Raw genomic sequence first — 21,930 nt, 5'->3', positions numbered from 1 at the left:
CCATCGGGCCGCAGGTGCGGAATATGAGCGCATGGAAAATCCGGTGCTTTCCGAGGCCGCTATCCGGCTCTTCGCCTTTGCCGCCATCTTCGTGGCCATGGCAGCCTACGAGCTGTGGTCGCCGCGGCTGGAGCGTAATGAGATGGTCGGCGCATGGAAGACGCGGCGTTGGGTGACCAACCTGTCGCTGCTTCTCATTTCCTCTGCGGTCATGCGCGTCGTTTTCCCGGCCGCCGCCGTGGGCACGGCGCTGTGGGCCGAGGCCAAGGGGTGGGGGCTTTTCCGCTATCTCGGCCTGAACGCGATGCTTGCCGGCGTGCTTTCCTTCGCGCTTCTCGATTTCGCCGTCTGGCTGGAGCATGTGGCAAGCCACAAGATCCCGCTTCTATGGCGCATTCACCGCATGCACCATGCCGACAACGGCTTCGACGTGACCACGGGGCTGCGCTTCCATCCATTCGAGATCCTGATCTCCATGTTGTGGAAGGCGGCGGTGGTGGCGGCGCTGGGCGCGCCGGTGCTGGCGGTGCTCGTCTTCGAGATCGTGCTCAACGGCACGTCGATGTTCAACCACTCCAACATCGACATTCCGCGGCCCGTCGACCGCCTCTTGCGGCTTATTCTCGTCACGCCGGACATGCACCGCGTGCACCATTCGAGCATCCGCCGAGAGACGGACTCGAACTACGGCTTCAACTTTCCGTTCTGGGACCGGCTGTTCCGCACTTATGTGGACCAGCCGCGGCTCGGCCACCGGGACATGGAGATCGGGCTCAGAGAGTATCGCGGCGCCGGCACGGCAAAGTTGCTATGGGCGCTCGTGCTGCCCTTCCTTTCCAACCGGCGTGATCAATAGAAACCCACGGGGAAGTAGCGCAGGTAGAGTTCGGCGAATGTGCCGCGCTCTTCGATCTCCTGCAATGCGTAGTCGAGTGCCGTGGCCAGCGCCGGTTGATCGCGGCGCACCGCGATCGCCAGCCCGTGGCCGAGATATTCCGGCGCCAGGTAGGGCCCGCCCGTAAAGACGCAGCAGCTTTCCGCTTCCGTGCCGGCAAGCCAGAAGCCGAGCCGCATGCCGTCGCCGAAAGCCGCGTCGAGCTTGCCCTCCTTCAGGTCGCCGAGGAGCCATTCCCGGCGCGAATAGGTGACCACCCGCGCCTCGGCGAACAGATCGCGCAGCATCTGTTCGTGCGCCGTGCCGGCCAGGACGCCGACGCGTTTGCCGGCGATCTTTTCATGAACGGGCTCCGCAAGGACGGCATCCTTGTCTGTGACGAAGCGGGCGGGGAACTGCAGGTAGGAGCGCGAGAAGAGGAATTTCTCGCGCGCCTCCCGCGTGATCGCCAGGCCGGCGATCAGCGCCTCGCCCTGGCCGTCGTGCAGCGCCTCTTCCAGTTCGTCGAAGGGCAGGGCCTGGATCTGGCAGCGATCCTCCAACGCAAGCGCTTCGCAGACGGCGCGCGCCAGATCGACGTGGAAGCCGGCAAGGCGGCCGTCGGAATCGAGAAAGTTGAAGGGGAAGAAATCCGTCGTCGTCAGGAAGCGCATGCGCTGAAGGGGCAAGACCTCCGGCTTCGGCAGGCGTTGCTTGGCATCCCATATCTGAGGAATCCGCGTCTCCGTGCCGCCGGGCAGCGCGCTGCCCAGCACCATGACGACGGCCAGAAACGCGACGGCAAGCATGCGCAAGATATCGATCCTCCATCCGATTTGCGCAAGCTATAGCCCAAACGGCCGACCAGAGGAACGCGCCCGCCGCTGCAACCATCGCCTGCATATGCCCTCATATGCGCGGTATTGACGGCTGCGTCGAAATGAAACAGTGTAAAATTGGGACATCAGTTGGAGCTTATTTGGCTCTACTCTGAAATCGGGGGCGAAAATGCAAACGGTACCTTCAAGGGGCCGGCGATGGTGCTGCCGCATCACTGCCGGAAGGGAAGTGCTGTCCGCTAAATCCAGCACGTCCACGCTGCATCTCAGTTTGCGGTTCCTTTTCCAGCGAAATCGAAGCCAGCGACGCTCTGCCTGCTGAGGCTCGGTTCGAGTTCCCGCGCTTTTGCGCGCATGTCGTTGGTGATGCATGTTTGTACCGAATAGCGTTGAGACGGCCGGCCAGGGAGCGCCGGCACTGCAAGGCGGTGCCAAGGGGCCTTCGGGGCTGGCCGAGTGGTGGCCGATCCTCGAGAAGCTGGGCCTTCCCTATAACGAACTTCGCAGCGTCGAGGGTCGCGCCAGCCTGGCTGGCGTTCCGTTTCAGGCGGAGCTCATGGCTTCCGGACTGGTGAGCGAGGCCAAGCTGTTTCGCGCTCTGGCGCGGCATCTCGGGCTCGGCTTCGTTGCCCGTGTCCGGCCCGAAAGCCTGCTCATGCGACAGCGTCATTGTCTGAGCGCCCTGCGCCGCGTCGGCGGCGTGCGCACCGCCGCCGTCATGGACGCCGCCGGCCGGCCAATCCTGTTGGTCGCTCCGGACGGTCTCGATATCGCGGCCATGCTGCATTATCTGGCGCGCTATCCGCGCATCGCGCAGGCGATGCGCATCGTGCCTCCCTCCGCCCTGAGGCAGGCCGTCATGGGCCGGGCGAAGGAGAGCCTGACGCGGATTGCCGTGCACGGTCTCTTCGAGACGCTACCGAATTTTTCCGCGCGTTTCGTCGTCAATGCGTGGCAGGGTGCCGCGCTCGGCGCGCTTGCGGTGGCCTTGGCGGCGAGCTTGCTTCTATGGCCTAGGCAGTTGCTGCTGGTGCTGCATGTCGTGCTGTCGCTTTCCTTCCTGTCCTGTGTCGCCCTGCGGTTGGCGGTCGCCAGCAGCATGCGTTACGCGCCGCCCCAAACCGTCCTCAAGGCCGTCAGGACGGAGGAGATGCCGGTCTATACGGTTCTCGTGGCACTCTACAAGGAAGCGGAGATCGTTCCGGATCTTCTGCTGGCGCTGGGGCGCCTCGTCTGGCCACGCAGCAAGCTGGAGATCAAGCTCGTCTGCGAGAGTGACGACCGCGAGACGCTGGAGGCCCTCCGCGCGCAGGAGCTGCGCTCCTATATCGAGGTGGTCGAAGTGCCGCCTGAGGGCCCGCGCACGAAGCCGAAAGCACTGTCCTACGCCCTGCCGATGACCACGGGCGAGCTTCTCGTCCTCTACGATGCGGAGGACCGGCCGCACCCTTTTCAACTCGTCGAAGCCTGGCAGCGCTTCCGCGAGAGCGGCGAGGAGCTGGCGTGCCTGCAGGCGCCGCTTGTCATCTCGAACCGCCGCGAAAGCTGGATCTCGGCGATGTTCGCCTTCGAATATTCGGCGCTGTTTCACGGCATGCTGCCGTGGCTCGCGCGCCATGGCCTGGTGCTGCCGCTGGGCGGCACCTCGAACCATTTCCGCCGCGCGATCCTGGAGCGCGTCGGCGGATGGGACCCGTGCAACGTCACCGAAGACGCAGATCTCGGCCTGCGCCTGCGGCGGCTCGGCTATGAGACGGACACCATCACCTTCCCCACCTACGAGGATGCGCCCACCGGCTTCCGCGTCTGGCTACCGCAGCGAACACGCTGGCTCAAAGGCTGGGCGCAGACATGGCTGGTGCATATGCGCGACGTCCGGGAGATGGCGCGGGATCTGGGGCCGCATTCCTTCGCGGTGACGCAAGTCCTGTTTCCGGGCATGCTGCTCTCGGCGCTGGGCAACTCCGTCTTCCTTCTGACGATCCTGGGGCTGTCGGCGTACTTCGCCGTCCATGGCGAGATACCCAGTCACTATGGCGCGATCCTCCTGCTCGACCTTTTCAACGTGGTGTTCGGCTACGGCGCCTTTCTGGCGCTCGGCTGGTGGACGCTTCCTGCTTCCGAGCGCCACGATCTTTGGAAACACGTGCTGCGGACGCCCGCCTATTGGACGCTTCTATCGCTCGCCGCCTGGCGCGCGCTCTGGCAACTCTACCGCCGCCCGCACCATTGGGAGAAGACGCCGCACCGGCCGAGGCGACCGGCGGGCGCCAGCGGTCAGCGCAGGAAGGCGGGACCTGCACCGACCACTTTCTTGTCCTCCTCACCGATCGCCTCGACATTGCGGCCAGGGTAGGACAGTGCGGCCAGCATGTGGCGGATCACCCCCAGGCGTGCCCGGCGCTTGTCGTTCGCCAGAACGACCGTCCACGGTGCATAATCGGTATGGGTGCGCTCGATCATGAGATCGCGCATGCGCGTGAAGTCGTCCCATCTCTCCATGGCGGCCAGATCGACCGAAGAGAACTTCCAGTATTTCAGCCGGCTGTGCCGGCGGGCGTGGAACCGCTTGAGCTGGGTCTCGCGGCCGATGTTCAGCCAGAACTTGAAAAGGTGGATGCCGTCATTGACGATCATGCGCTCGAACTTCGGCGCCTCGTCCAAGAACTTTTCGTGCTCTTGCGGCGTGCAGAAGCCCATCACGGGCTCTATGACGCCCCGGTTGTACCAGGAGCGGTCGAAGGTCACGAACTCGCCGGCGGTCGGAAGCTGCGCCGCATAGCGCTGGAAATACCACTGCCCGCGCTCGGTCTCCGTCGGTTTCACCAGCGCCACGTTGCGCGCGGTGCGCGGGCTCAGATATTCGCGCACGCGCTTGATGCTGCCGCCCTTGCCGGCCGCGTCGCGGCCCTCGAACACCGCCACCACCCGCTCACCGCTTTCCCGCAGCCAGTTCTGCACCTTCACCAGTTCGATCTGCAGCGCCTCGAGTTGCTTCTCGTAGGTCTTCTTCTTCAGCTTCTCGTCGTGGGGGTAGCCGCCTCCCGTGAGCGCATGGTCCTCGATCCACCCCGGAAGCTTGGGGTCGTCGATGTCGAACAGGCGCTCGACCCCATCGACGGACAGCATCAGCGACTTGCGGATTTCGGAAGTGTCGTTATCCAGAGCCTTGTTCATAAAAGTCGATCCCTCGCAGCGATAGTAGGTTGATGCTATTGGCGGTGCCCGGCAAGGTCTACCGCATCCTTCGTGCGTTCTTAGGGCACACGAAGGATGCGGTAGGTTAATCCACGCATCGTGCTTTCCGAAAATCGGTTCCGATTTTCGGGCCGATGCACCGGGGCCTGTGGACAGGGATGCACGCATGGAAGATGACGATAACGGCTCGTCACCCGGATGGCTAAAGGCAGTGATAAGGCGCCTTGGCCGCAATTGGCCGGTGCTGGCTGCAGCTTCGGCTGCGTTTCTGGCCCTCGATCTCTATTTAGGCGGCAACGGCCTGGCTGCCGCGGGCGCCGTCGCCTTCGTGTTTGCCGTGGCGATGCTGTTCCCCGGCAGGCGCGGCGAACATGTTGCCATGCAGCGAAGCGAAGGCCTCGCCCCCGATATAGACACGCTGCCGGCCATCCATCTCGCCGCGGCGGTCCAGGACCCGCTCTATATCTTCAACCGTGGCGGCGAGGTCGTCTACGCCAACGCCGCGGCGGCGGCGGCCTTCGGCCCCATCGCGCCCGGCGTTTCGCTGCAGCTCAAGTTCCGCGCACCGGAGATGCACGATTTCATCGCCCGCGTGCTTGCGGGCGGCGATGAGCCTTCGGCGACGGACTATGCCGAGCGCGTGCCGATCGAGCGCGTCTACCGCGTCTCGGCCATGCCCATTGGCGAGGGAACCGGGCTTTTCGTGCTGCTGTTCAAGGATCAGAGCGAGGCGCGCCGCATCGACCGTATGCGCGCCGACTTCATCGCCAATGCCAGCCATGAGCTGCGCACGCCGCTCGCCTCCGTCGCCGGCTTCATCGAGACATTGCGCGGGCCAGCCCGCGACGACCCGAAGGCGCGTGAGAATTTCCTGCAGATCATGCAGAACCAGACCGCCCGCATGGCGCGGCTGATCGACGACCTCCTGTCCCTATCCCGCCTGGAAATAAGGCCCTACGTGACGCCGAGCGAAAAGGTCGACATGCGCCTGCTCTTGAAGGGTGTTGGGGATTCGCTGGCCCACCTTGCGCGCGAATCCGGCGTTACCATCGCCTTCGAGCTGCCGGAGACGCCGCTGGAGGTGGCGGGCGACCGCGACGAATTGGTGCAGGTGTTCGAGAACCTGGTGGAGAACGCCTGCAAATACGGAAGCGCTGGCGGCCGCGTGGTCGTCTCGGCCGAAGATGCCGGGCCCGGCGCGGAGAAGACCGTCACCGTGACCGATTTCGGCCCGGGGATCGCAGAGGAGCACATTCCGCGCATCACCGAGCGCTTCTACCGCGTCGACGTGGAGACGAGCCGTGCCCAGAAGGGCACCGGCCTCGGCCTGTCGATCGTCAAGCACATCCTCACCCGCCACGGCGCGCGCCTGTCGATCAAGTCACGCGTGGGCGAAGGCTCGTCCTTCACGGTTCATTTCCCGCCGGCCCGATAGAGCGGCATTGGCAATCCTCGTGCACAGGCCTATTTCTTTTTCTCGTCATCTGGGTAGCCTACGAAGGACCATAGGTGATTTGCGCCAGCGGAACGGTAACCCATGCAAAGCCAGCACATCATGCGTTCGTTCGACGAGGAACTGCGCCTCCTGACCAACCAGATCGGCGGGATGGGCGGCTATGCCGAACGCATGGTGGAGCAGGCGGTCGCGGCGCTGGTGAGCGGCGATGCCGCGCTTGCCAAGAAAGTGATCGAGGACGACGCCTTCCTCGACGAGAAGGAACGCGAGATCGGCGAGAAGGCCGTCGTCATCATCGCCAAGCGCCAACCGATGGCGGCGGATCTGCGCGAGATCGTCGGTGCCATCCGCATTTCCGGCGATCTGGAGCGCATCGGCGACCTGGGCAAGAACATCGCCAAGCGCGTCGTCGCGGTAACGGAAGCGCGCCAGCCGACGCGGCTCTTCCGTGGCCTGTCGGCCTTATCCGACCTGGCGCTTACCCAGCTCAAGGAGGTGCTCGACGCCTACGCCTCCCACTCCGCCGATAAGATCAGCTTCGTGCGCGACCGCGATGAAGAGATCGACGCCATGTACACCTCGCTTTTCCGCGAGCTTTTGACGTACATGATGGAAGACCCCCGCAACATCACCGCCTGCACCCACCTCGTCTTCTGCGCCAAGAACATCGAGCGCATCGGCGACCACGCCACCAACATCGCCGAGACCGTCTATCACATCGTCACCGGCACCGTGCTGTCGCCCGAGCGGCCGAAGGAAGACAAGAGCCACAAGGTGGTGGCGCCGACGCAGCAGGAAAGTTGACGGACGCCGGCGCTTGTCCGCGACACGCGGAGGCGCCTATCTGACAGCGGACAAAAAAGAGGCGGCTTGCGCCGCCTCAGGATGTCCCCACCCCCGCGGTCGTCCCGCCCTTTGCTTGATCGCAATTCCGGACGGAAAACCGGTTTCCACTTTTCCTGGAATTGCTCTATCGGTTGCGGCGGCGCTCCGAGGCCGGCTGGTAGGCGAGCCTGGAGTGGTAGGTGCAGTAGGGGCTGCTTTCCCCCGCATCATTGCCGCAGAAGCTGAAATCCTCGGAAAGCGGGTCACCGTTCGGCCACTTGCATGTGTGCTCGGTAAGCTGCACCAGCTTGAGATTGCGGGAGATCGGAACCACGACATTCTCGACCGGGCGCAGGTGCTGGTAGGCGACCGCGTCCTCCTCGAACTGCACCTTGAGCGCGGTGGCTCCCACGGAAGCAGTGACCGGGCGGGAGCCGCTGCGCTGCCGCCGCGCACCGCCACCACCGCCGGTAGCCGCGCTCTTCTTCTGCCGCGCCGGGGAAGCGGTGGCGCGACCGCGGCTGGAAAGCTTCAGCCGGTGCACCTTGCCGATGACAGCGTTGCGGCTGACGCCGCCCAGCTGCGCGGCGATCTGGCTCGCGCTCAGGCCCTCGGCCCAAAGCTTCTTCAGCATCTCGACGCGCTCGTCTGTCCAGTTCATCAGGACACGCTCCTGTGCAAGCGTGCGGAATCCGGGTGGGCTTCCGCCCGGCACAAAGCCGGATGGACACCACATCTACTCGGGTATGATGATCGCCGCACGAAATGTAGTCGTTACAGGGGCAAGCTACATTATCGGTTGACTCGGTGACAAGAGTCCGACAGGCGCCGCGAATCTGTTTTCTCGGTTTTCCCCAACTTGAGCGAATCCTCGCCCTGCAGCGATGCCGAGGCTGATCTCGGGAATTGCCGCCGCGCGTTGACTTCGCGCCGGAAAACCCTGATAAAAGCCCGCGTGCCGCCCCCCGGGCGGCATTTTGGTTTCATCGGCCTGCCGGCGGCGTTTCCCATGCCGCCCCCACAGGCCCTCCGGAGAAAGTATTCATGAGCGGTTCGGCGCTTTACGATACGTTTGCTCGACTTCCCCTCGCCTTCGAGCGCGGCGAAGGCTCGTGGCTGATGACCGCCGACGGCACGCGCTATCTCGACTTCGCCGCCGGCATCGCCGTCAATTCGCTGGGGCACGCGCACCCGCATCTGGTGGCGGCGCTCGTCGGCCAGGCGGGCCGCCTCTGGCACATCTCCAATCTCTACGAGATTCCCGGCCAGAGCCGGCTCGGCGAGCGGCTGGCGGAGGCAAGCTTCGCCGACAAGGTGTTCTTCACCAATTCCGGTGCGGAGGCGCTGGAATGCGCCATCAAGACCGCCAGGCGCTACCACTTCGTCAACGGCGAGGAAAACCGCGTCCGCATCATCACCTTCGAAGGCGCCTTCCACGGGCGGACGCTCGCCACCATCGCCGCCGGCGGGCAGAAGAAGTACCTGGAGGGCTTCGGCCCGGCGGTCGAGGGCTTCGACCAGGTGCCGTTCGGCGATACGGAGGCGGTGGAGAAGGCGATCGGGCCGGACACCGCCGCAATCCTCGTCGAGCCGGTGCAGGGCGAGGGCGGCATTCGCCGGCTTTCCCTGCCGGCCATGCGCAAGCTGCGCGAACTGTGCGACAGGCACGGGCTGCTTCTCGTCCTCGACGAGGTGCAGAGCGGTGTCGGCCGTACCGGCAAGTTCCTGGCGCACGAGTGGTCGGGCGTGAACCCGGACATCGCGGCCGTCGCCAAGGGCATCGGCGGCGGCTTTCCCCTGGGTGCCTGCCTCGCCACCGAGGAGGCGGCCAAGGGCATGACGCCCGGCGTGCACGGCACCACCTTCGGCGGCAACCCGCTCGCCATGGCGGTCGGCAATGCGGTGCTCGACATCGTGCTGGAGGAAGGGTTCCTGGAGGACGTGGCGCGCAGGGGCCTGCTCCTGAAGCAGGGGCTTGCCGCCATCGCCGACGAGTTCCCCGAGATCGTCGAGGAAATCCGCGGCGAGGGCCTGATGCTGGGCATACGCTGCAAGGTTCCCAATGCCGTCGTCCAGAAGGCGATGCGGGAGGAGAAGCTTCTGTGCGCGCCGGCCGGCGAAAACGTGCTGCGCCTGCTTCCCCCGCTCAACGTCAGCGACGAGGAAATCCAGGATGCGCTGGCGCGCATCCACGCCGCCATGCAGGCGGTGACGGCCGCCGCCGAGCCGGCTGACGGCTGAGGGAAGGAAGGCCCATGACGAGCCCACGCCACTTCATCGACATTTCCGCCGTCTCCGCCGGCGATCTGCGCCTCATGCTCGACGACGCGCGCACACGCAAGGAGAAGCTTAAGGCGGGCGAGCGCGAAATGCCCTTCGCCGGCAAGGTGCTGGCCATGATCTTCGACAAGCCGTCGACGCGCACGCGCGTTTCCTTCGATGTCGGCATGCGCCAGCTCGGCGGCGAAACCATCATGCTGACGGGCGCGGAAATGCAGCTCGGCCGCAGCGAGACCATCGCCGACACGGCCAAGGTGCTGTCGCGCTATGTCGACGCCATCATGATCCGCACCACCAGCCATGGCCGGCTTATGGAGCTGGCGGAGAATGCCACGGTACCCGTCATCAACGGGCTCACCGACGACACGCATCCCTGCCAGATCATGGCCGATATCATGACCTTCGAGGAGCATCGCGGCAGCGTGAAGGACCGGCTCTTCGCCTGGACCGGCGACGGCAACAACGTGCTGCACTCCATGCTCGAGGCCTCCGCCCGCTTCGGCTTCCGGCTGAACGTCGCCGTGCCCGCGGGCAGCGAGCCGGAACCGCACTATATCGAGTGGGCCAAGGCCAACGGCGGCCGCGTCGCGATCTCCCATTCGCCCGAGGAGGCGGTGCGGGACGCCGATTGCGTGGTCACCGACACCTGGGTCTCCATGGGCCAGGAGCATCGCGCCCGCGGCCACAATGTGTTCCAGCCCTATCAGGTGAACGAAGAGCTCATGCGTCACGCCAAGGACGACGCCCTGTTCATGCACTGCCTGCCGGCGCACCGCGGCGAGGAGGTGACGGACGCCGTCATCGACGGGCCGCACTCGGTGGTCTTCGACGAGGCGGAAAACCGTCTTCATGCTCAGAAAGCGGTTCTTGCCTGGTGCCTCAATCCGTGAGCGAGCAGAACATCAGACTGGGAGAGTTCGGCTTCGCCGGCGACGACCATGTCGTCCCTTTCGACGTGGAGGCGCTGGACGTGCGCGGCCGCGCCGTCCAGGTCGGCCCGATGCTCGACCAGATCCTTGCGCGGCACGACTATCCCGAACCGGTGGCGCGCCTGCTCGCCGAGGTGATCGTGCTCACCGTGCTCCTCGGCAGCTCGCTCAAGTTCGACGGCAAGTTCATCGTCCAGACGCGCACGGACGGCCCGGTCGACATGCTGGTGGCCGATTTTGCCACCCCAGGCTCCGTGCGCGCCTATGCACGCTTCGATCAGGAGCGCCTGGACGAGGCCGTCGCCGAGGGGGAGGCTTCGCCCGAAGCGCTGCTTGGCGTCGGCGTGCTGGCGCTCACCATCGACCAGGGCGAGCATACCCAGCGCTATCAGGGCGTCGTCGAGCTCAACGGCTCCACGCTGGAGGACGTCGCGCGCACCTATTTCCGCCAGTCGGAGCAGATCCCCACCGAGGTGCGGCTCGGCGTCGCCCGCATTGTGGTGCCGGGCGACAGCGGCGCGGAGCGCTGGCGCGCCGGCGGCCTCATCCTGCAGTTCCTGCCGGCGGCGCCCGAGCGCAGCCGCATGGCCGACCTGCCGGGCGGCGACGGCGATGAGGACGGCAACGGCAACGGTCACCCGGAAGACAACGCCTGGCAGGAAGCGCTGGCGCTTTTGGAGACGGTGGAGCCGGACGAACTGCTCGACCCCTCCGTCGGCACGGAGCGCCTGCTTTACCGCCTGTTCCACGAACAGGGCGTTCGCGTCTACGAGGGCGTGGACGTGAAAGACGAATGCTCGTGCTCGCGCGACAAGATCAAAGCCATCCTCGATGGTTTCACGGCCGAAGAGATCGAGGAGAGCACGGAAGACGGCATCATCCGCGTCAACTGCGAGTTCTGCTCGAAGGAGTACGTCTTCGATCCGGAGGATTTCGAGTAAGGCCGGTAACTCCAGATTTCGGTTCCTGTTACAGCAGGCTCCATTTAGGTGGAATCAAAGAACAGAGAAGCCGGCGCTCTTTCGCGCCCCCCTCTGTCCTGCCGGACATCTCCCCCACAAAAGGGGGGAGATCGGCCGTCGCCATTGCTTTCGCCAATCGCCAAGGTTGCAGGTGCCGAAGCAAGCGGCCGGCGCGATCTCCCCCCTCGTGGGGGAGATGTCCGGCAGGACAGAGGGGGGCGCGAAGGGGCGCCGGGCTATCCGGGAAAGTTTACGCCAAGCTAACTGCAGAACGCTCTAACCCGATTCTCCCCCCTCAAGCAGCCGGCGGGCGGAGAACTCGTCGGTGATCAGGACATGCGGCTCGATCACCGCCAGGGCGCCGAACAGCGCCTCGGTCTTGTCGGCGCCGCCCGAGGTGAGGATCCGCCGCTTGCCGTGGCGGAGCTTGTCGAGGCCGACGGACATGACGAGCTCGTTGAGCGGATGGTCGACGATCCGGCCCTGACGGTCGATGAAATGGAAGAGGATGTCGCCCACCGCACCGGCCGCCTTCAGCGAATCCAGTTGCTCCTCCGTCAGAAAGCCCACCTGATGCGTGGTCGTCGTGGCGGCGGCCAGGCCGCCGACGCTCAAGACCACCATATCCAGTGCGCTGGCCATCTCGAAGATATCCTTCAGGCCGCAGCGCTCGATCAGTGCCTGCCGCGTCTCGGCGCTGTCGACCAGCGCCGGCGCCGGGATGAGATAAGCGTTGCCGCGAAAGGCCTGGGCGAATTGCCAGGCGAATTCGGCCGGGTTGAACCGGCGCGCATGGATGATGCCGCCCAGAAGCGAGATGACCTGCAGGTCGTCGAGCTGGCGTCCGGTGAGGAAGGGAAGGCAGTTCAGAAGTGTGCGGCCCCAGCCGACGCCGACCCTCAGGCCGGACTCGACGGCCTCGGAAAGATACCGCCCCGTGGCCGCTCCGATGGCGGGAGTGACGTCGGCCTCGGGGCCGGATGCCGGCGCCACGATGGCGCGCTCCAGGCCGAAGCGTTTTTCCAGGCGGCGCTCCAGCGCGACGATCTCGACCAGTTCGCCCTCGATGGCGATCTTCACCTCGTTGCGCAACCGCGCCTCTGCCAGCATGCGCACGACCGTGACGCGGCCGACGCCCAGCACATCGGCAATGTCGCTCTGGGTCATCTGTTCGATGTAGTACATCCAGGCGGCGCGCAGGCGCGTTCGGTCGGACCGCGACGGCGCGGCAGGTCGCTCGCCGGTCATCTCGGCGGCCGCCGAGTTTCTTGCCTTGCCGCCGCCCCTGCTCTGCCGTCCTGCCAACGAAATCTCCCCTGACGTGTGGCCGGCGGCCAGTTCCTTCTTCGCAACGGCGCCGATCCCCGCTAAATTGTTTTGCGAAATCTGTTTTCGGTATGCCCTTCGATGGATAGCAACAAGAGCCATGGTTGAGAACCCCGACGAAAAAGGGAGCACGCCCCTCGGCGGGCTGGGCGAGGAGTTGGCAAGCGTGGTCAGGGACCGCGTGCGCGACGCCCGCCATGTGGTGCGCAGGCTTGCCGCCGGCGGCGTTTCGAGGGATGTCGCCCTCAGCCGCCAGCCCTTGACGGCCGCCCCACGGGAGTTGCTGCGCGGGGTCGCGCGGCTCTCCGACACCGCCCTTACCCAGGCAGAGACGATCGCCGTCTCCTTCGCCCCGCCGCCCTTGCGGCCGCACCGGAAGGAAAGCGGCCTATTCGACCCGCGGCTTCATTTCGCGCCCGGCGGCATGCAGGGCGCGGCGCTGTTCAAGCGGGATATCTACGGGCTTGCCAAGGGCATCCTTGCCGCGCTCGGCCTTTCCGATCCGCTTATCCACGAGTCGCGCCTTGGAGACGCGCATCACGCGCTGGAGCGGGGCAGCGCCACGCTTGTGGCGGCGGCGCGCAACGGCGACGAGCAGGCAGCCTGCCGGCTTGCCGCCCGCCTGGCCCTGGAGCTGGCTCGGCGCGAGCCGGTCATACTCGCGCTCACCGGCGGCCCGGGCCGCCGGAAGGCCGAGATCGTCGATTTTGGCTATGCGGTCGTCGGCCTGGCGGTTGCCGTGGCGTGGACGAACGCCGAGGCGAGCGCGCAGGCAGAATTGATCGACGGCACCGTAACGGCAGCGCTGGCGCGGCAGGAGGAACTGGAAAACGCGATGGGCGCAAGCGAGGCGGAAGAGCGGTTGACGGAGATTTACGCGAAGCTCGCGCCACATCTGCCGTAGAGCGCGCGGCCTCGGCCTGGAAATAGCCTCCACATGCGGTAGCCCTCGGGAAAGGCCCCGCGGCACGTATCACCGCGCCTCAGGGCTTCGGAACAGGCAGAGTCACGTCGTCCTTCACCGTCTCCATCACCACATATGTATGGGTCTGCAGCACGCCCGGCAGCTCGGATATGGCGGCGCCGAGCACCTTGCGGTAGGCGTCGATGTCGCGCGTCCTCACCTTCAGGAGGTAGTCGTACCCGCCGGCCACCATGTGGCACGACTGGATCTCCGGCACGCGCGCGACCGCTGCGTTGAAGGCCTCCAGCTCGTCCGCCGTGGTGCCTTTGAGCTGCACCTGCACCATGACGATGTGGGCGGCGTTCACCACGGCAGGATTCAGCTTTGCGAAGTAGCCGGATATGACGCCGGAGTTCTCCAGCCGCCTCAGCCGCTCCGCGCACGGCGTCTTTGTCAGGTGAACCCGCCTGGAGAGCTCGACCACCGATATTCTCCCGTCTTTCTGGATCTCCTCCAGGATGCGGAGATCCGTCGAATCCAAGCCACCTGCTGCCATAACATTTTCCTACTATAACGCGAAACTATAGGCATATTGCCTATTTTAAGGCCGAATTTGGAGCCTTAACCTACTTTATTCCTGTTATTCTCCAGGAGAAAGACAAAACGCCATAAGACGTTGATCTTTTGCATTGTCAACAAAATGGGAGACATCCGATGTCCTCGACGGAAAGGGCTCTGCCCAGCCTGCCGCTGGCGCTCACGCCCGTGCTTTTGACGCTCGTTGTGCTGGGTTTGCAGCTTTTCTATTTCGGCGATTTCACCCCGCACGTGCCGCTGGCCATCGGCCTTGCTATCACCGGCCTTGTCGGCCTCAAGCTCGGCTTCAACTGGAGCGACATCGAGAAGGGCGTGTTCCACGTCATCCACGTGTCGCTGCCGTCCGTTTCGGTGCTGATCACCGTCGGCATGATCATCGGGGTGTGGATCGCCAGCGGCACCGTGCCGACGCTGATCTACTACGGCCTGACGATCCTTTCGCCGCAGATATTCCTGGCGGCGGCGATGATCCTGTGCGCGATTGTCTCCGTCTCGCTCGGCACGTCCTGGGGCACCGTCGGCACGGTCGGCCTCGCCCTGATGGGCATCGGCGCCGGCTTCGGCATCCCCATGTACTGGACGGCCGGCGCGGTGGTCTCCGGCGCCTTCTTCGGCGACAAGATCTCGCCCCTCTCCGACACCACCAACCTGGCGCCCGCCGTCACCGGCACCGACCTGTTCTCCCACATCAGGAACATGATGCCGACCACCGTTCCGGCGATGCTGATCGCCTTTGCGATCTACCTCTTCGCCGGCTTCGCCGTCATCGAGACCGGCGACGTCTCGTTCGCCAGGATCGAGAGCATCACCGCCGCGCTGCAGGACAATTTCTATATCTCGCCATGGCTGCTCCTGCCGGCGCTGCTGGTGATCGTCCTTGCCGTCAAGAGGATGCCGCCCATCCCCTCGCTCTTCGCCGGTGTCGTCGCCGGCGGCATCGCGGCAATTGTCGCCCAGGGCGAGGGCCTGCACGCCATCTTCACCTATTCCAACAGCGGCTATTCCATCGACACCGGCATCGCCGAGATCGACAATCTTCTCAACCGCGGCGGCATCCAATCGATGATGTGGACCATCTCGCTCGTCCTCATCGCGCTCGGCTTCGGCGGCGCGCTGGAGCGTACCGGGTGCCTTGAGACCATCATCCGGGCGATCATGACGAAGATACGCAGCTTCGCCGGCATCCAGACGGCGGCGATCGGCACCTCCGTGGCGACCAACCTCGTGGCCGGCGATCCGTACCTCTCCATCGCCCTGCCGGGCCGCATGTACGCCCCCGTCTACCGCGCCATGGGCTATTCCACGCTCAACCTGTCGCGCGCGGTGGAAGAGGGCGGAACGCTCATCTCGCCGCTCATCCCATGGAACGCCGGCGGCGCCTTCGTCATCAGCGCCCTGGCGCTCGGTGTGGCGAGCGGAAACATGGAGAACCTGCTCTATATCCCGCTGGCCTTCGCCTGCTGGCTGTCTCCGGTGCTCGGCATCGTCTACGCCTTCACCGGCATCTTCTCCCCGCGCGCCACCGAAGAGGAGATCGAGCGCTGGAAGGAGAGCGGCGAAGCGATTGCCGACCTCGACGCGGCCTGGGTCGGCGAGGAAGCACCCCGCCCCGCCGTCACCGGCTGACAAGCCCGGCCAACCGTCGTTGCAGAAAGGCCCTATCCCCGACGGGATGGGGCCTTTATTCATGCGGCATGGCATTGCCGCCGCGCCGCGCCACCCGCCGCCTCATTGAAAATGAATTTCACATCCATCCAAAAAGATACGGGGAAACGTTGACGGGCAGGAAAATATATCACAACGTAAGAAAATAAATTACGCCGTCCTCCGCTTCCAGGGGCCTGCCAAATATGAGAGTTGGAATTGTCGGGTTAGGGTTTCGTCTCGGCTATCTGGGGCATGTCTTCAGCGCACTCGACGACGATTTCGAGATAGCGGGCTACGTCGATCCCGCCCCCGCCGGCCTCCCCACCTTGAAGGAACACGGCATCTCCGCCGGCAAAGCCTACGCCACGCCCGAGGACCTCGTGGCGGCCGAAAAGCTCGATCTCCTGATGATCGGCTCGCCCAACCACATGCATCTGGAGCACATCCGTTTCGGCCTTACCACCGGCCTGAAGCTGTTCTGCGAAAAGCCGATCGTCGCCACCATCGAAGAGACCTACGAGCTTGCCGCTCTCCTCGCCCGCTACGGGCACGAGCGGCTGATGGTCGGGCTCGTCCTGCGCTACTCGCCCCATTTCCGGCGCGTCATCGCCGCCCGCGACGAAGGCACCCTCGGCGAGATCGTCTCCATCGAGGCGTCCGAGCACATCGAGCCCGAGCATGGCGCCTTCTTCATGCGCGACTGGCGCCGCTACGAGCAATATGCCGGCAGCTTCATGCTGGAAAAGTGCTGCCACGACCTCGACCTCTACAACGCCGTCGTCGGTGCCCGGCCGCAGCGCGTGGCGAGCTTCGGCGGCCGCAAGAGCTTCGTGCCGAAGAACTCCCCTGCCAACGAAGGCATCAACGACCTCAGCCTCTATCACCGCAAGCCGAGCGGCTGGCTCGGCAGCGACAAGGTGTTCGACAGCGACGCCACGATCATCGATTTCCAGACGGCGATCGTCGAATACGAGGGCGGCGCCTCCATGGCCTTCCACACCAATCTCAACGTCCCGGACCAGTTCCGCCGCTTCTGCATCATCGGCTCGAAGGGCATGGCCGAGGGCGACTTCATCCGCGGCTTCCTCGACATCCACGACGCCCGCACCGGCGAAAAGCTGGTCGCCGAGAAATACGCCGCGCGAACCGCCCTCTCCCAGCACTACGGCGCCGACGAGCAGATGGCGGCCGACATCATCGCCCATGTGAAGACGGGCGCCCCCTTGCCGGTCTCCGCCCTCGATGCGATGGAGGCGGGCATCCTGGCGCTCGCCATGGACGAGGCGCGGCGCACCAAGGCCGTCGTCGACCTTCGTCCCCTCTGGGATCGTTTCGACGAGGCCCTCAGGCCGCCGCGGGCTGCGTGAGGGGGCGATAATGACGATCAGACAAAGCGCCGTGGTCTTCGCCTGGATCCTGCTCATCCCGGCCCTTCTCTACGTGCTCGTGATCGTCGCCTATCCGCTTGCCGACACGATCAATCTCTCCTTCACCAACGCCTCCCTCCGGCAGACCTACGACTGGATCGGCTTCGACAACTACCGCAACATCTTCAAGCGCGGCTTCTCCGAGGTCATCCTCCGCACCCTCGTGTGGACGTTCTTCTCGGTCGGCCTGAAGATGGTCATCGGCACCTTCGGTGCCGTCATGCTCAACGCCGCCGTGCCCGGCCGCACCATGTTCCGCGTGCTCACCATGCCGCCCTGGATCGTGCCTATGGCCATCGGCATCTTCATGTGGGGCTGGATGTACAACGGCCAGTTCGGCATGATCTCCGGCCTCCTGCAGCGCTTCGGCGTGATCGACGGCCCAATGCCTTTCCTCGCCTTCGGCACCTCCGCCTTCTGGGCCACCATCGTCACCGACGTGTGGATCGGCGTGCCCATGGTGACGATCTACCTCCTGGCCGCCATCCAGTCGATCCCGAGGGACCTTTACGAGGCCGCCTGGGCCGACGGGGCAGGGCGCTTCTACCGCTTCCGCCGCATCACCCTGCCGCTCATCGTGCCGGCGCTCATCACCATGTCGATCATCTCGCTGATCTCGACCTTCAATTCCTTCGACATCATCTGGATCCTCACCCAGGGCGGGCCGTCCGGCAAGACGACGACGATGATCATCGACACCTACCGCACGGCCATCGGCTCCTACAAATTCGGCGAGGGGGCCGCCCGCGCGGTGCTGATCTGCATCTTCCTGTCGGTCTTCTGCTTCGCCTATTTCCGCCTCATCAGCCGCTTTTCGGGAGCGACCATGCGATGAAATCGAACGCCATGATCGACCGCTACCGCTGGTACGAGATGGTCGGCATCTATGCCGGCATAGCGCTCTTCCTCGCCTTCGTGCTCGCCCCCTTCGTCGAGGGCTTCCTCGTCTCGCTGAAGCCGCTCACCTACCTGTTCTCCTCGCCGTACAAGTTCTGGCCGCAGAACGCCTCCTTCGATGCCTATTTCACCATGTGGGAGCGCGTGCCGCTCCTCGGCCGCTACATCTTCAATTCCATCCTCATCTCCACCATCGGCACCGTCATCGGCGTCATCCTCATCACGCCGGCGGCCTACGCCTTCGCCCGCTTCGATTTCCGCGGCCGCGGCCCGCTGCTCGGCGCCTTCCTGGCCGTCAACATGTTCTCCGGCGCCGTGCTGCTCATCCCGCTCTACCGGCTGATGCGCAGCTTCGGCCTCCTGAACACGTATTTCGCGATGATCGTGCCCGGCGTTGCCTTCGTCATCCCCACCGGCATCTGGCTCCTGCGCACCTACATGCTGCGCATCCCGCAGGAGTTGGAGGAGGCGGCCCTCGCCGACGGCGCCAGCCGCTTCTACACCTTCCGCCGCGTCATCCTGCCGCTCGCCATGCCCGGCATCTCGGTGGTGGCGATCTACGCCTTCCTGACCATCTACGCGCAGCAGTTCATCTACGCGCTCACCTTCAATTCGAAGACGGAGTACATGCCGCTGCCGGTCGGCCTCTACGCCTTCTTCGGCCGCCAGGATGTCATCTGGAACGAATTGATGGCGGCGAGCTTCCTCGGCGTCCTGCCGGTGTTCGTCGTCTTCATCTATCTGCAGCGCTACCTGGTGGCGGGAATGACCGCCGGCGCCTTGAAAACATGAGAATCGGCGCGCGGGAAAGGCCCGCGCGGCAGACGGGCCGAAGGCGGGAGAGGAGTTGAAAAACCGCCGAAAGCCTCCAGCACTTGGGTAAAACAAGCCAGCACTTGGGTAAAACAAGAAAGGGAACACACATGACCAGGACAACACTGCTCGGCACGGCCACGCTCGCCCTTCTGGGGACGACGACGATGGCCCCCACGGCGATGGCACAGGACGAGACCGCCGTCACCATGATCCAGTGCGGCGACGCGCTCGCCGAGGGCTATGACGGCTTCATCAAGGAGTGGGAGGAGAAAAATCCCGGATACAAGGTCGATGTGGAGATCATCGGCTGGTCGCAGTGCCAGGACAAGATCACGACGCTCGCCGCCGCCGGCACGCCGGTGGGCCTCGCCTATGTCGGCTCGCGCACGCTCAAGCAGTTCGCCGAGAACGACCTGATCGTTCCGGTGCCGATGAGCCAGGAGGAGAAGGACTCCTACTATCCCAACATCGTCTCCACCGTCACCTTCGGCGACACCCAGTGGGGCGTCCCGGTGGCATTCTCCACCAAGTCGCTCTACTGGAACAAGGACCTGTTCGAGGAAGCCGGCCTCGACCCCGAGACCCCGCCGAAGACTTGGGCTGAGCTCTACGACATGGCCGCGACGATCACCGAGAAGACGGACGCCGCCGGCTACGGCCTGTCGGCCAAGACCTTCGACAACACCATGCACCAGTACCTGCATTGGGTTTACACCAACAACGGCAAGGTGATCGACGAGAACGACGAGATCGTCCTCGACAGCCCGCAGAACCTGGAGGCGCTCACCTGGTACGGCAAGATGGTGGATGTCGCCCAGGAAGGCCCGACCGCCTACGAGCAGGACGACCTCACCGCGCTCTTCAATGATTCGAAGGTGGCCATGATCCAGCAGGGTCCGTGGGTGCGCGTGCGTCTCGACGAAGGCCTCAACTGGGATGTCGCGCCGCTGCCGCTCGGCCCTAAGGCCGAAGGCCCCGGCACGCTTCTCATCACCGACAGCCTCGCCGTCTTCAACGGCACCGGCTACGAGGAGCAGGCCATCGACCTTGCCAAGTGGCTCACCAATCCGGAGCACCAGTTCTTCTACGAGAAGACCCACGGCCTGACGCCCCTGCGCCCGGTCGACGGCGTCGAGGAGATGGTCGCGGAAGATCCGACCTGGGGTCCCTTCCTCGACGGCATCTCCAACGGCGGTCCCGAGCCGCTCTTCACCGACTACAAGGCCTTCCAGAACGCCATGATCGACATGGTCCAGTCCGTCGTGACAGGCGACAAGGAGCCCGAGGTGGCCCTGAAGGACGCCGCCGAGGAAATCGACGCCTACAAATAGGCCGATCTCTCCTGAGACCAGTCCCGAGGAAGGGGAAGCCGTTCGCGGCTTCCCCCACCCCTCGGGCATCCCGCCCCTTGGACTTCGGCGCGGGATGGGCGAGTATGAAAGCGAAAGTCGCGCAATCGAGACAACACCGGCCGCTGCCGCGCCCACGGGCCCGTGGCCTTCCCGCCGGTGATAAGTGAGGCGCCTTGGGTCAGCTGAATTTTTCCAACATCCACAAGCGCTTCGGCGCTGCCGAGATCATCAAGGGCATCGATCTGGAGGTCGAAGAGGGCGAGTTCGTCGTCTTCGTCGGGCCGTCCGGTTGCGGCAAGTCCACGCTCCTGCGCATGCTGGCGGGCCTGGAAGAGGTCACCAAAGGCGACATCGTCATCGACGGCGTCAAGGTCAACGAGCTGCCGCCGGTCAAGCGCGGCATTGCCATGGTCTTCCAGTCCTACGCGCTCTACCCGCACATGACGGTGTTCGAGAACATCGCCTTCCCCCTGCGGGTGGAAAGGACGAAGGAGGAAGAACTTAGAGAGAAAGTGCACGCCGCCGCCCGCATCCTGCAGCTCGATCAGCGGCTGGAGCAGAAGCCGGGCCAGCTTTCCGGCGGCCAGCGCCAGCGCGTCGCCATCGGCCGCGCCATCGTGCGCGAGCCCAAGATCTTCCTTTTCGACGAGCCGCTGTCGAACCTCGATGCGGCGCTCCGCGCCGAGATGCGCATCGAGCTCACCAAGCTGCACAAGCGGTTGAAGGCAACGATGATCTACGTCACCCACGACCAGGTCGAGGCCATGACCATGGCCGACCGCATCGTGGTGCTCAACAGCGGCGAGATCGCGCAGAACGGGGCGCCTTTGGAACTCTACCACAAGCCGGAGAACCTGTTCGTCGCCGGTTTCATAGGCAACCCGAAGATGAACTTCCTGCCCGTCACCTGCAAGGGAGCGGGGCCGGACGGCATGAAGGTCGAGTATGACGGCCGCACCATCACCGTGCCCGTCGCCCCGCGCCAGGGCATTGAAGGCAGCCAGCTGACCCTGGGCATCCGCCCGGAGCACATCCACCTCGGCCAGGGCGACCTCGACATCCCCGTCACCCCCACCGTCATCGAGCGCCTCGGTGCAAACACGGTCGTCTATGCCGTGCTTCCGGACAGCGACACCGAAAACTACTGCGCCCTCATCCCCGGCTCCGCCCCGGTGCGCCCCGACGAGACCATGCAGACCAGCGTCTTCGCCAAGGACTGCCACCTGTTCGACGAGGACGGCGTTGCATTCGAGCGCCGGGTGGAAATGACGGAGGTCGACCCGGAACTGCTGGTGGCGACGGGGTGAGCGGCCTGGCGCCGATGACAGCGCCAAACCCAGGAAACGGCGTCGGCGGTGCGCTGTCGGACAAGCCCCGCGCCCCTCTGTCCTGAGCTTTGTCGAAGGGCCGGACATCTCCCCCGCACGAGGGGGAGATCGGCCGTCATGACAACTTTCGCCAATCATCAGCATTGCAGGAATGGCGCCAAAGCAAGCGGCCAGCACAATCTCCCCCCCCACGAGGGCAGGGCTATCGCATATGAGTAAAGAGCTCATGGAAGAAGTCTCTATTCCAGTTTGCGCGGCGCATTTTACTGGCGA

Annotated in this window: 19 protein-coding genes; 14 read left to right on the top strand and 5 right to left on the bottom strand. The window is 64.9% G+C overall.

All coding sequences use genetic code 11. The features are described 5' to 3' along the window. The first annotated feature begins 31 nt into the window (after positions 1–31). The gene (locus GM910_RS17390; protein ID WP_159589494.1) at positions 32–856 is read left to right on the top strand and encodes a sterol desaturase family protein; all 825 of its coding nucleotides are present in this window, start codon (positions 32–34) and stop codon (positions 854–856) included. Here the strand turns inward: GM910_RS17390 and GM910_RS17385 are convergent. Beyond that, positions 850–1,683 carry an ABC transporter substrate-binding protein gene (locus tag GM910_RS17385; protein ID WP_159589553.1) on the bottom strand — a complete coding sequence of 278 codons (834 nt, stop codon included), beginning with the start codon at positions 1,681–1,683 and terminating at the stop codon, positions 850–852. The two genes, GM910_RS17390 and GM910_RS17385, sit on opposite strands and share 7 nt — an antisense overlap. Before the next feature lie 400 nt (positions 1,684–2,083). Here GM910_RS17385 and GM910_RS17380 point away from each other — a divergent pair, with 400 nt between their 5' ends. Further along, positions 2,084–4,069 (top strand): glycosyltransferase, encoded by a 1,986-nt coding sequence (locus GM910_RS17380; protein ID WP_159589492.1) that lies wholly within the window; start codon positions 2,084–2,086, stop codon positions 4,067–4,069. Here the strand turns inward: GM910_RS17380 and ppk2 are convergent. Next, positions 3,991–4,890: a polyphosphate kinase 2 gene (gene ppk2, locus GM910_RS17375; protein ID WP_159589490.1), complete on the bottom strand. Its 900-nt coding sequence runs from the start codon at positions 4,888–4,890 to the stop codon at positions 3,991–3,993. The two genes, GM910_RS17380 and ppk2, sit on opposite strands and share 79 nt — an antisense overlap. A gap of 187 nt (positions 4,891–5,077) precedes the next feature. On the opposite strand from ppk2, the gene GM910_RS17370 reads away from it, so the two are divergent. Continuing rightward, positions 5,078–6,346, top strand: coding sequence for an ATP-binding protein (locus GM910_RS17370; RefSeq protein WP_159589488.1), 1,269 nt, complete (start codon positions 5,078–5,080; stop codon positions 6,344–6,346). A 102-nt stretch (positions 6,347–6,448) separates the two neighbouring features. Next, a complete protein-coding gene (gene phoU / locus GM910_RS17365) occupies positions 6,449–7,171 on the top strand; it encodes a phosphate signaling complex protein PhoU (protein WP_159589486.1) in 723 nt (240 codons plus the stop codon). A 166-nt stretch (positions 7,172–7,337) separates the two neighbouring features. On the opposite strand, the gene GM910_RS17360 is transcribed toward phoU, so the two are convergent. Further along, a complete protein-coding gene (locus tag GM910_RS17360; RefSeq protein WP_159589484.1) occupies positions 7,338–7,853 on the bottom strand; it encodes a GcrA family cell cycle regulator in 516 nt (171 codons plus the stop codon). Between the two features lie 383 nt (positions 7,854–8,236). Between GM910_RS17360 and GM910_RS17355 the strand changes: the two genes are divergently transcribed. Genes GM910_RS17355 through GM910_RS17345 form a run of 3 tightly spaced genes read left to right on the top strand, consistent with a single transcriptional unit; the run spans position 8,237 to position 11,342 of the window. Then, complete coding sequence (locus GM910_RS17355; RefSeq protein WP_159589482.1) at positions 8,237–9,433, top strand: aspartate aminotransferase family protein; 1,197 nt, start codon at positions 8,237–8,239, stop codon at positions 9,431–9,433. 14 nt (positions 9,434–9,447) lie between these two features. Beyond that, positions 9,448–10,362, top strand: coding sequence for an ornithine carbamoyltransferase (gene argF, locus GM910_RS17350; RefSeq protein WP_159589480.1), 915 nt, complete (start codon positions 9,448–9,450; stop codon positions 10,360–10,362). Then, complete coding sequence (locus GM910_RS17345) at positions 10,359–11,342, top strand: Hsp33 family molecular chaperone (RefSeq protein WP_159589478.1); 984 nt, start codon at positions 10,359–10,361, stop codon at positions 11,340–11,342. The genes argF and GM910_RS17345 overlap by 4 nt, the downstream gene beginning before the upstream one ends. A 297-nt stretch (positions 11,343–11,639) precedes the next feature. Here the strand turns inward: GM910_RS17345 and GM910_RS17340 are convergent, their stop codons facing one another. Further along, complete coding sequence (locus GM910_RS17340; protein ID WP_425482700.1) at positions 11,640–12,674, bottom strand: sugar-binding transcriptional regulator; 1,035 nt, start codon at positions 12,672–12,674, stop codon at positions 11,640–11,642. Between the two features lie 115 nt (positions 12,675–12,789). Between GM910_RS17340 and GM910_RS17335 the strand changes: the two genes are divergently transcribed. Further along, positions 12,790–13,593 carry a hypothetical protein gene (locus GM910_RS17335; RefSeq protein ID WP_159589474.1) on the top strand — a complete coding sequence of 268 codons (804 nt, stop codon included), beginning with the start codon at positions 12,790–12,792 and terminating at the stop codon, positions 13,591–13,593. Between the two features lie 79 nt (positions 13,594–13,672). On the opposite strand, the gene GM910_RS17330 is transcribed toward GM910_RS17335, so the two are convergent. Then, positions 13,673–14,149, bottom strand: coding sequence for an Lrp/AsnC ligand binding domain-containing protein (locus GM910_RS17330; protein WP_159589472.1), 477 nt, complete (start codon positions 14,147–14,149; stop codon positions 13,673–13,675). Between the two features lie 158 nt (positions 14,150–14,307). On the opposite strand from GM910_RS17330, the gene nhaC reads away from it, so the two are divergent. The 6 genes from nhaC (at position 14,308) to GM910_RS17300 (ending at position 21,636) form a co-directional block, all read left to right on the top strand. Further along, positions 14,308–15,816, top strand: coding sequence for a Na+/H+ antiporter NhaC (gene nhaC, locus GM910_RS17325; RefSeq protein ID WP_159589470.1), 1,509 nt, complete (start codon positions 14,308–14,310; stop codon positions 15,814–15,816). Positions 15,817–16,040: 224 nt separating this feature from the next. Beyond that, positions 16,041–17,204, top strand: a complete 1,164-nt coding sequence (locus GM910_RS17320) for a Gfo/Idh/MocA family protein (RefSeq protein WP_159589468.1) — start codon at positions 16,041–16,043, stop codon at positions 17,202–17,204. Between the two features lie 10 nt (positions 17,205–17,214). Beyond that, complete coding sequence (locus GM910_RS17315; RefSeq protein ID WP_159589466.1) at positions 17,215–18,099, top strand: carbohydrate ABC transporter permease; 885 nt, start codon at positions 17,215–17,217, stop codon at positions 18,097–18,099. Further along, entirely contained in the window at positions 18,096–18,953 is an 858-nt protein-coding gene (locus GM910_RS17310) for a carbohydrate ABC transporter permease (protein ID WP_159589464.1), read from the top strand. Before GM910_RS17315 ends, GM910_RS17310 begins: the two co-directional genes overlap by 4 nt. Before the next feature lie 131 nt (positions 18,954–19,084). After that, on the top strand, positions 19,085–20,308 hold the full coding sequence (locus GM910_RS17305) for an ABC transporter substrate-binding protein (protein WP_159589462.1): 1,224 nt from the start codon (positions 19,085–19,087) through the stop codon (positions 20,306–20,308). Positions 20,309–20,502: 194 nt separating this feature from the next. Next, positions 20,503–21,636: an ABC transporter ATP-binding protein gene (locus GM910_RS17300; RefSeq protein WP_159589460.1), complete on the top strand. Its 1,134-nt coding sequence runs from the start codon at positions 20,503–20,505 to the stop codon at positions 21,634–21,636. Positions 21,637–21,930: the final 294 nt, after the last annotated feature.

The sequence above is a fragment of the Chelativorans xinjiangensis genome, from assembly GCF_009812055.1.
GTDB classification, from domain to species: Bacteria; Pseudomonadota; Alphaproteobacteria; order Rhizobiales; family Rhizobiaceae; genus Chelativorans; species Chelativorans xinjiangense.
This window is presented reverse-complemented; position numbering and strand designations above follow the sequence as displayed.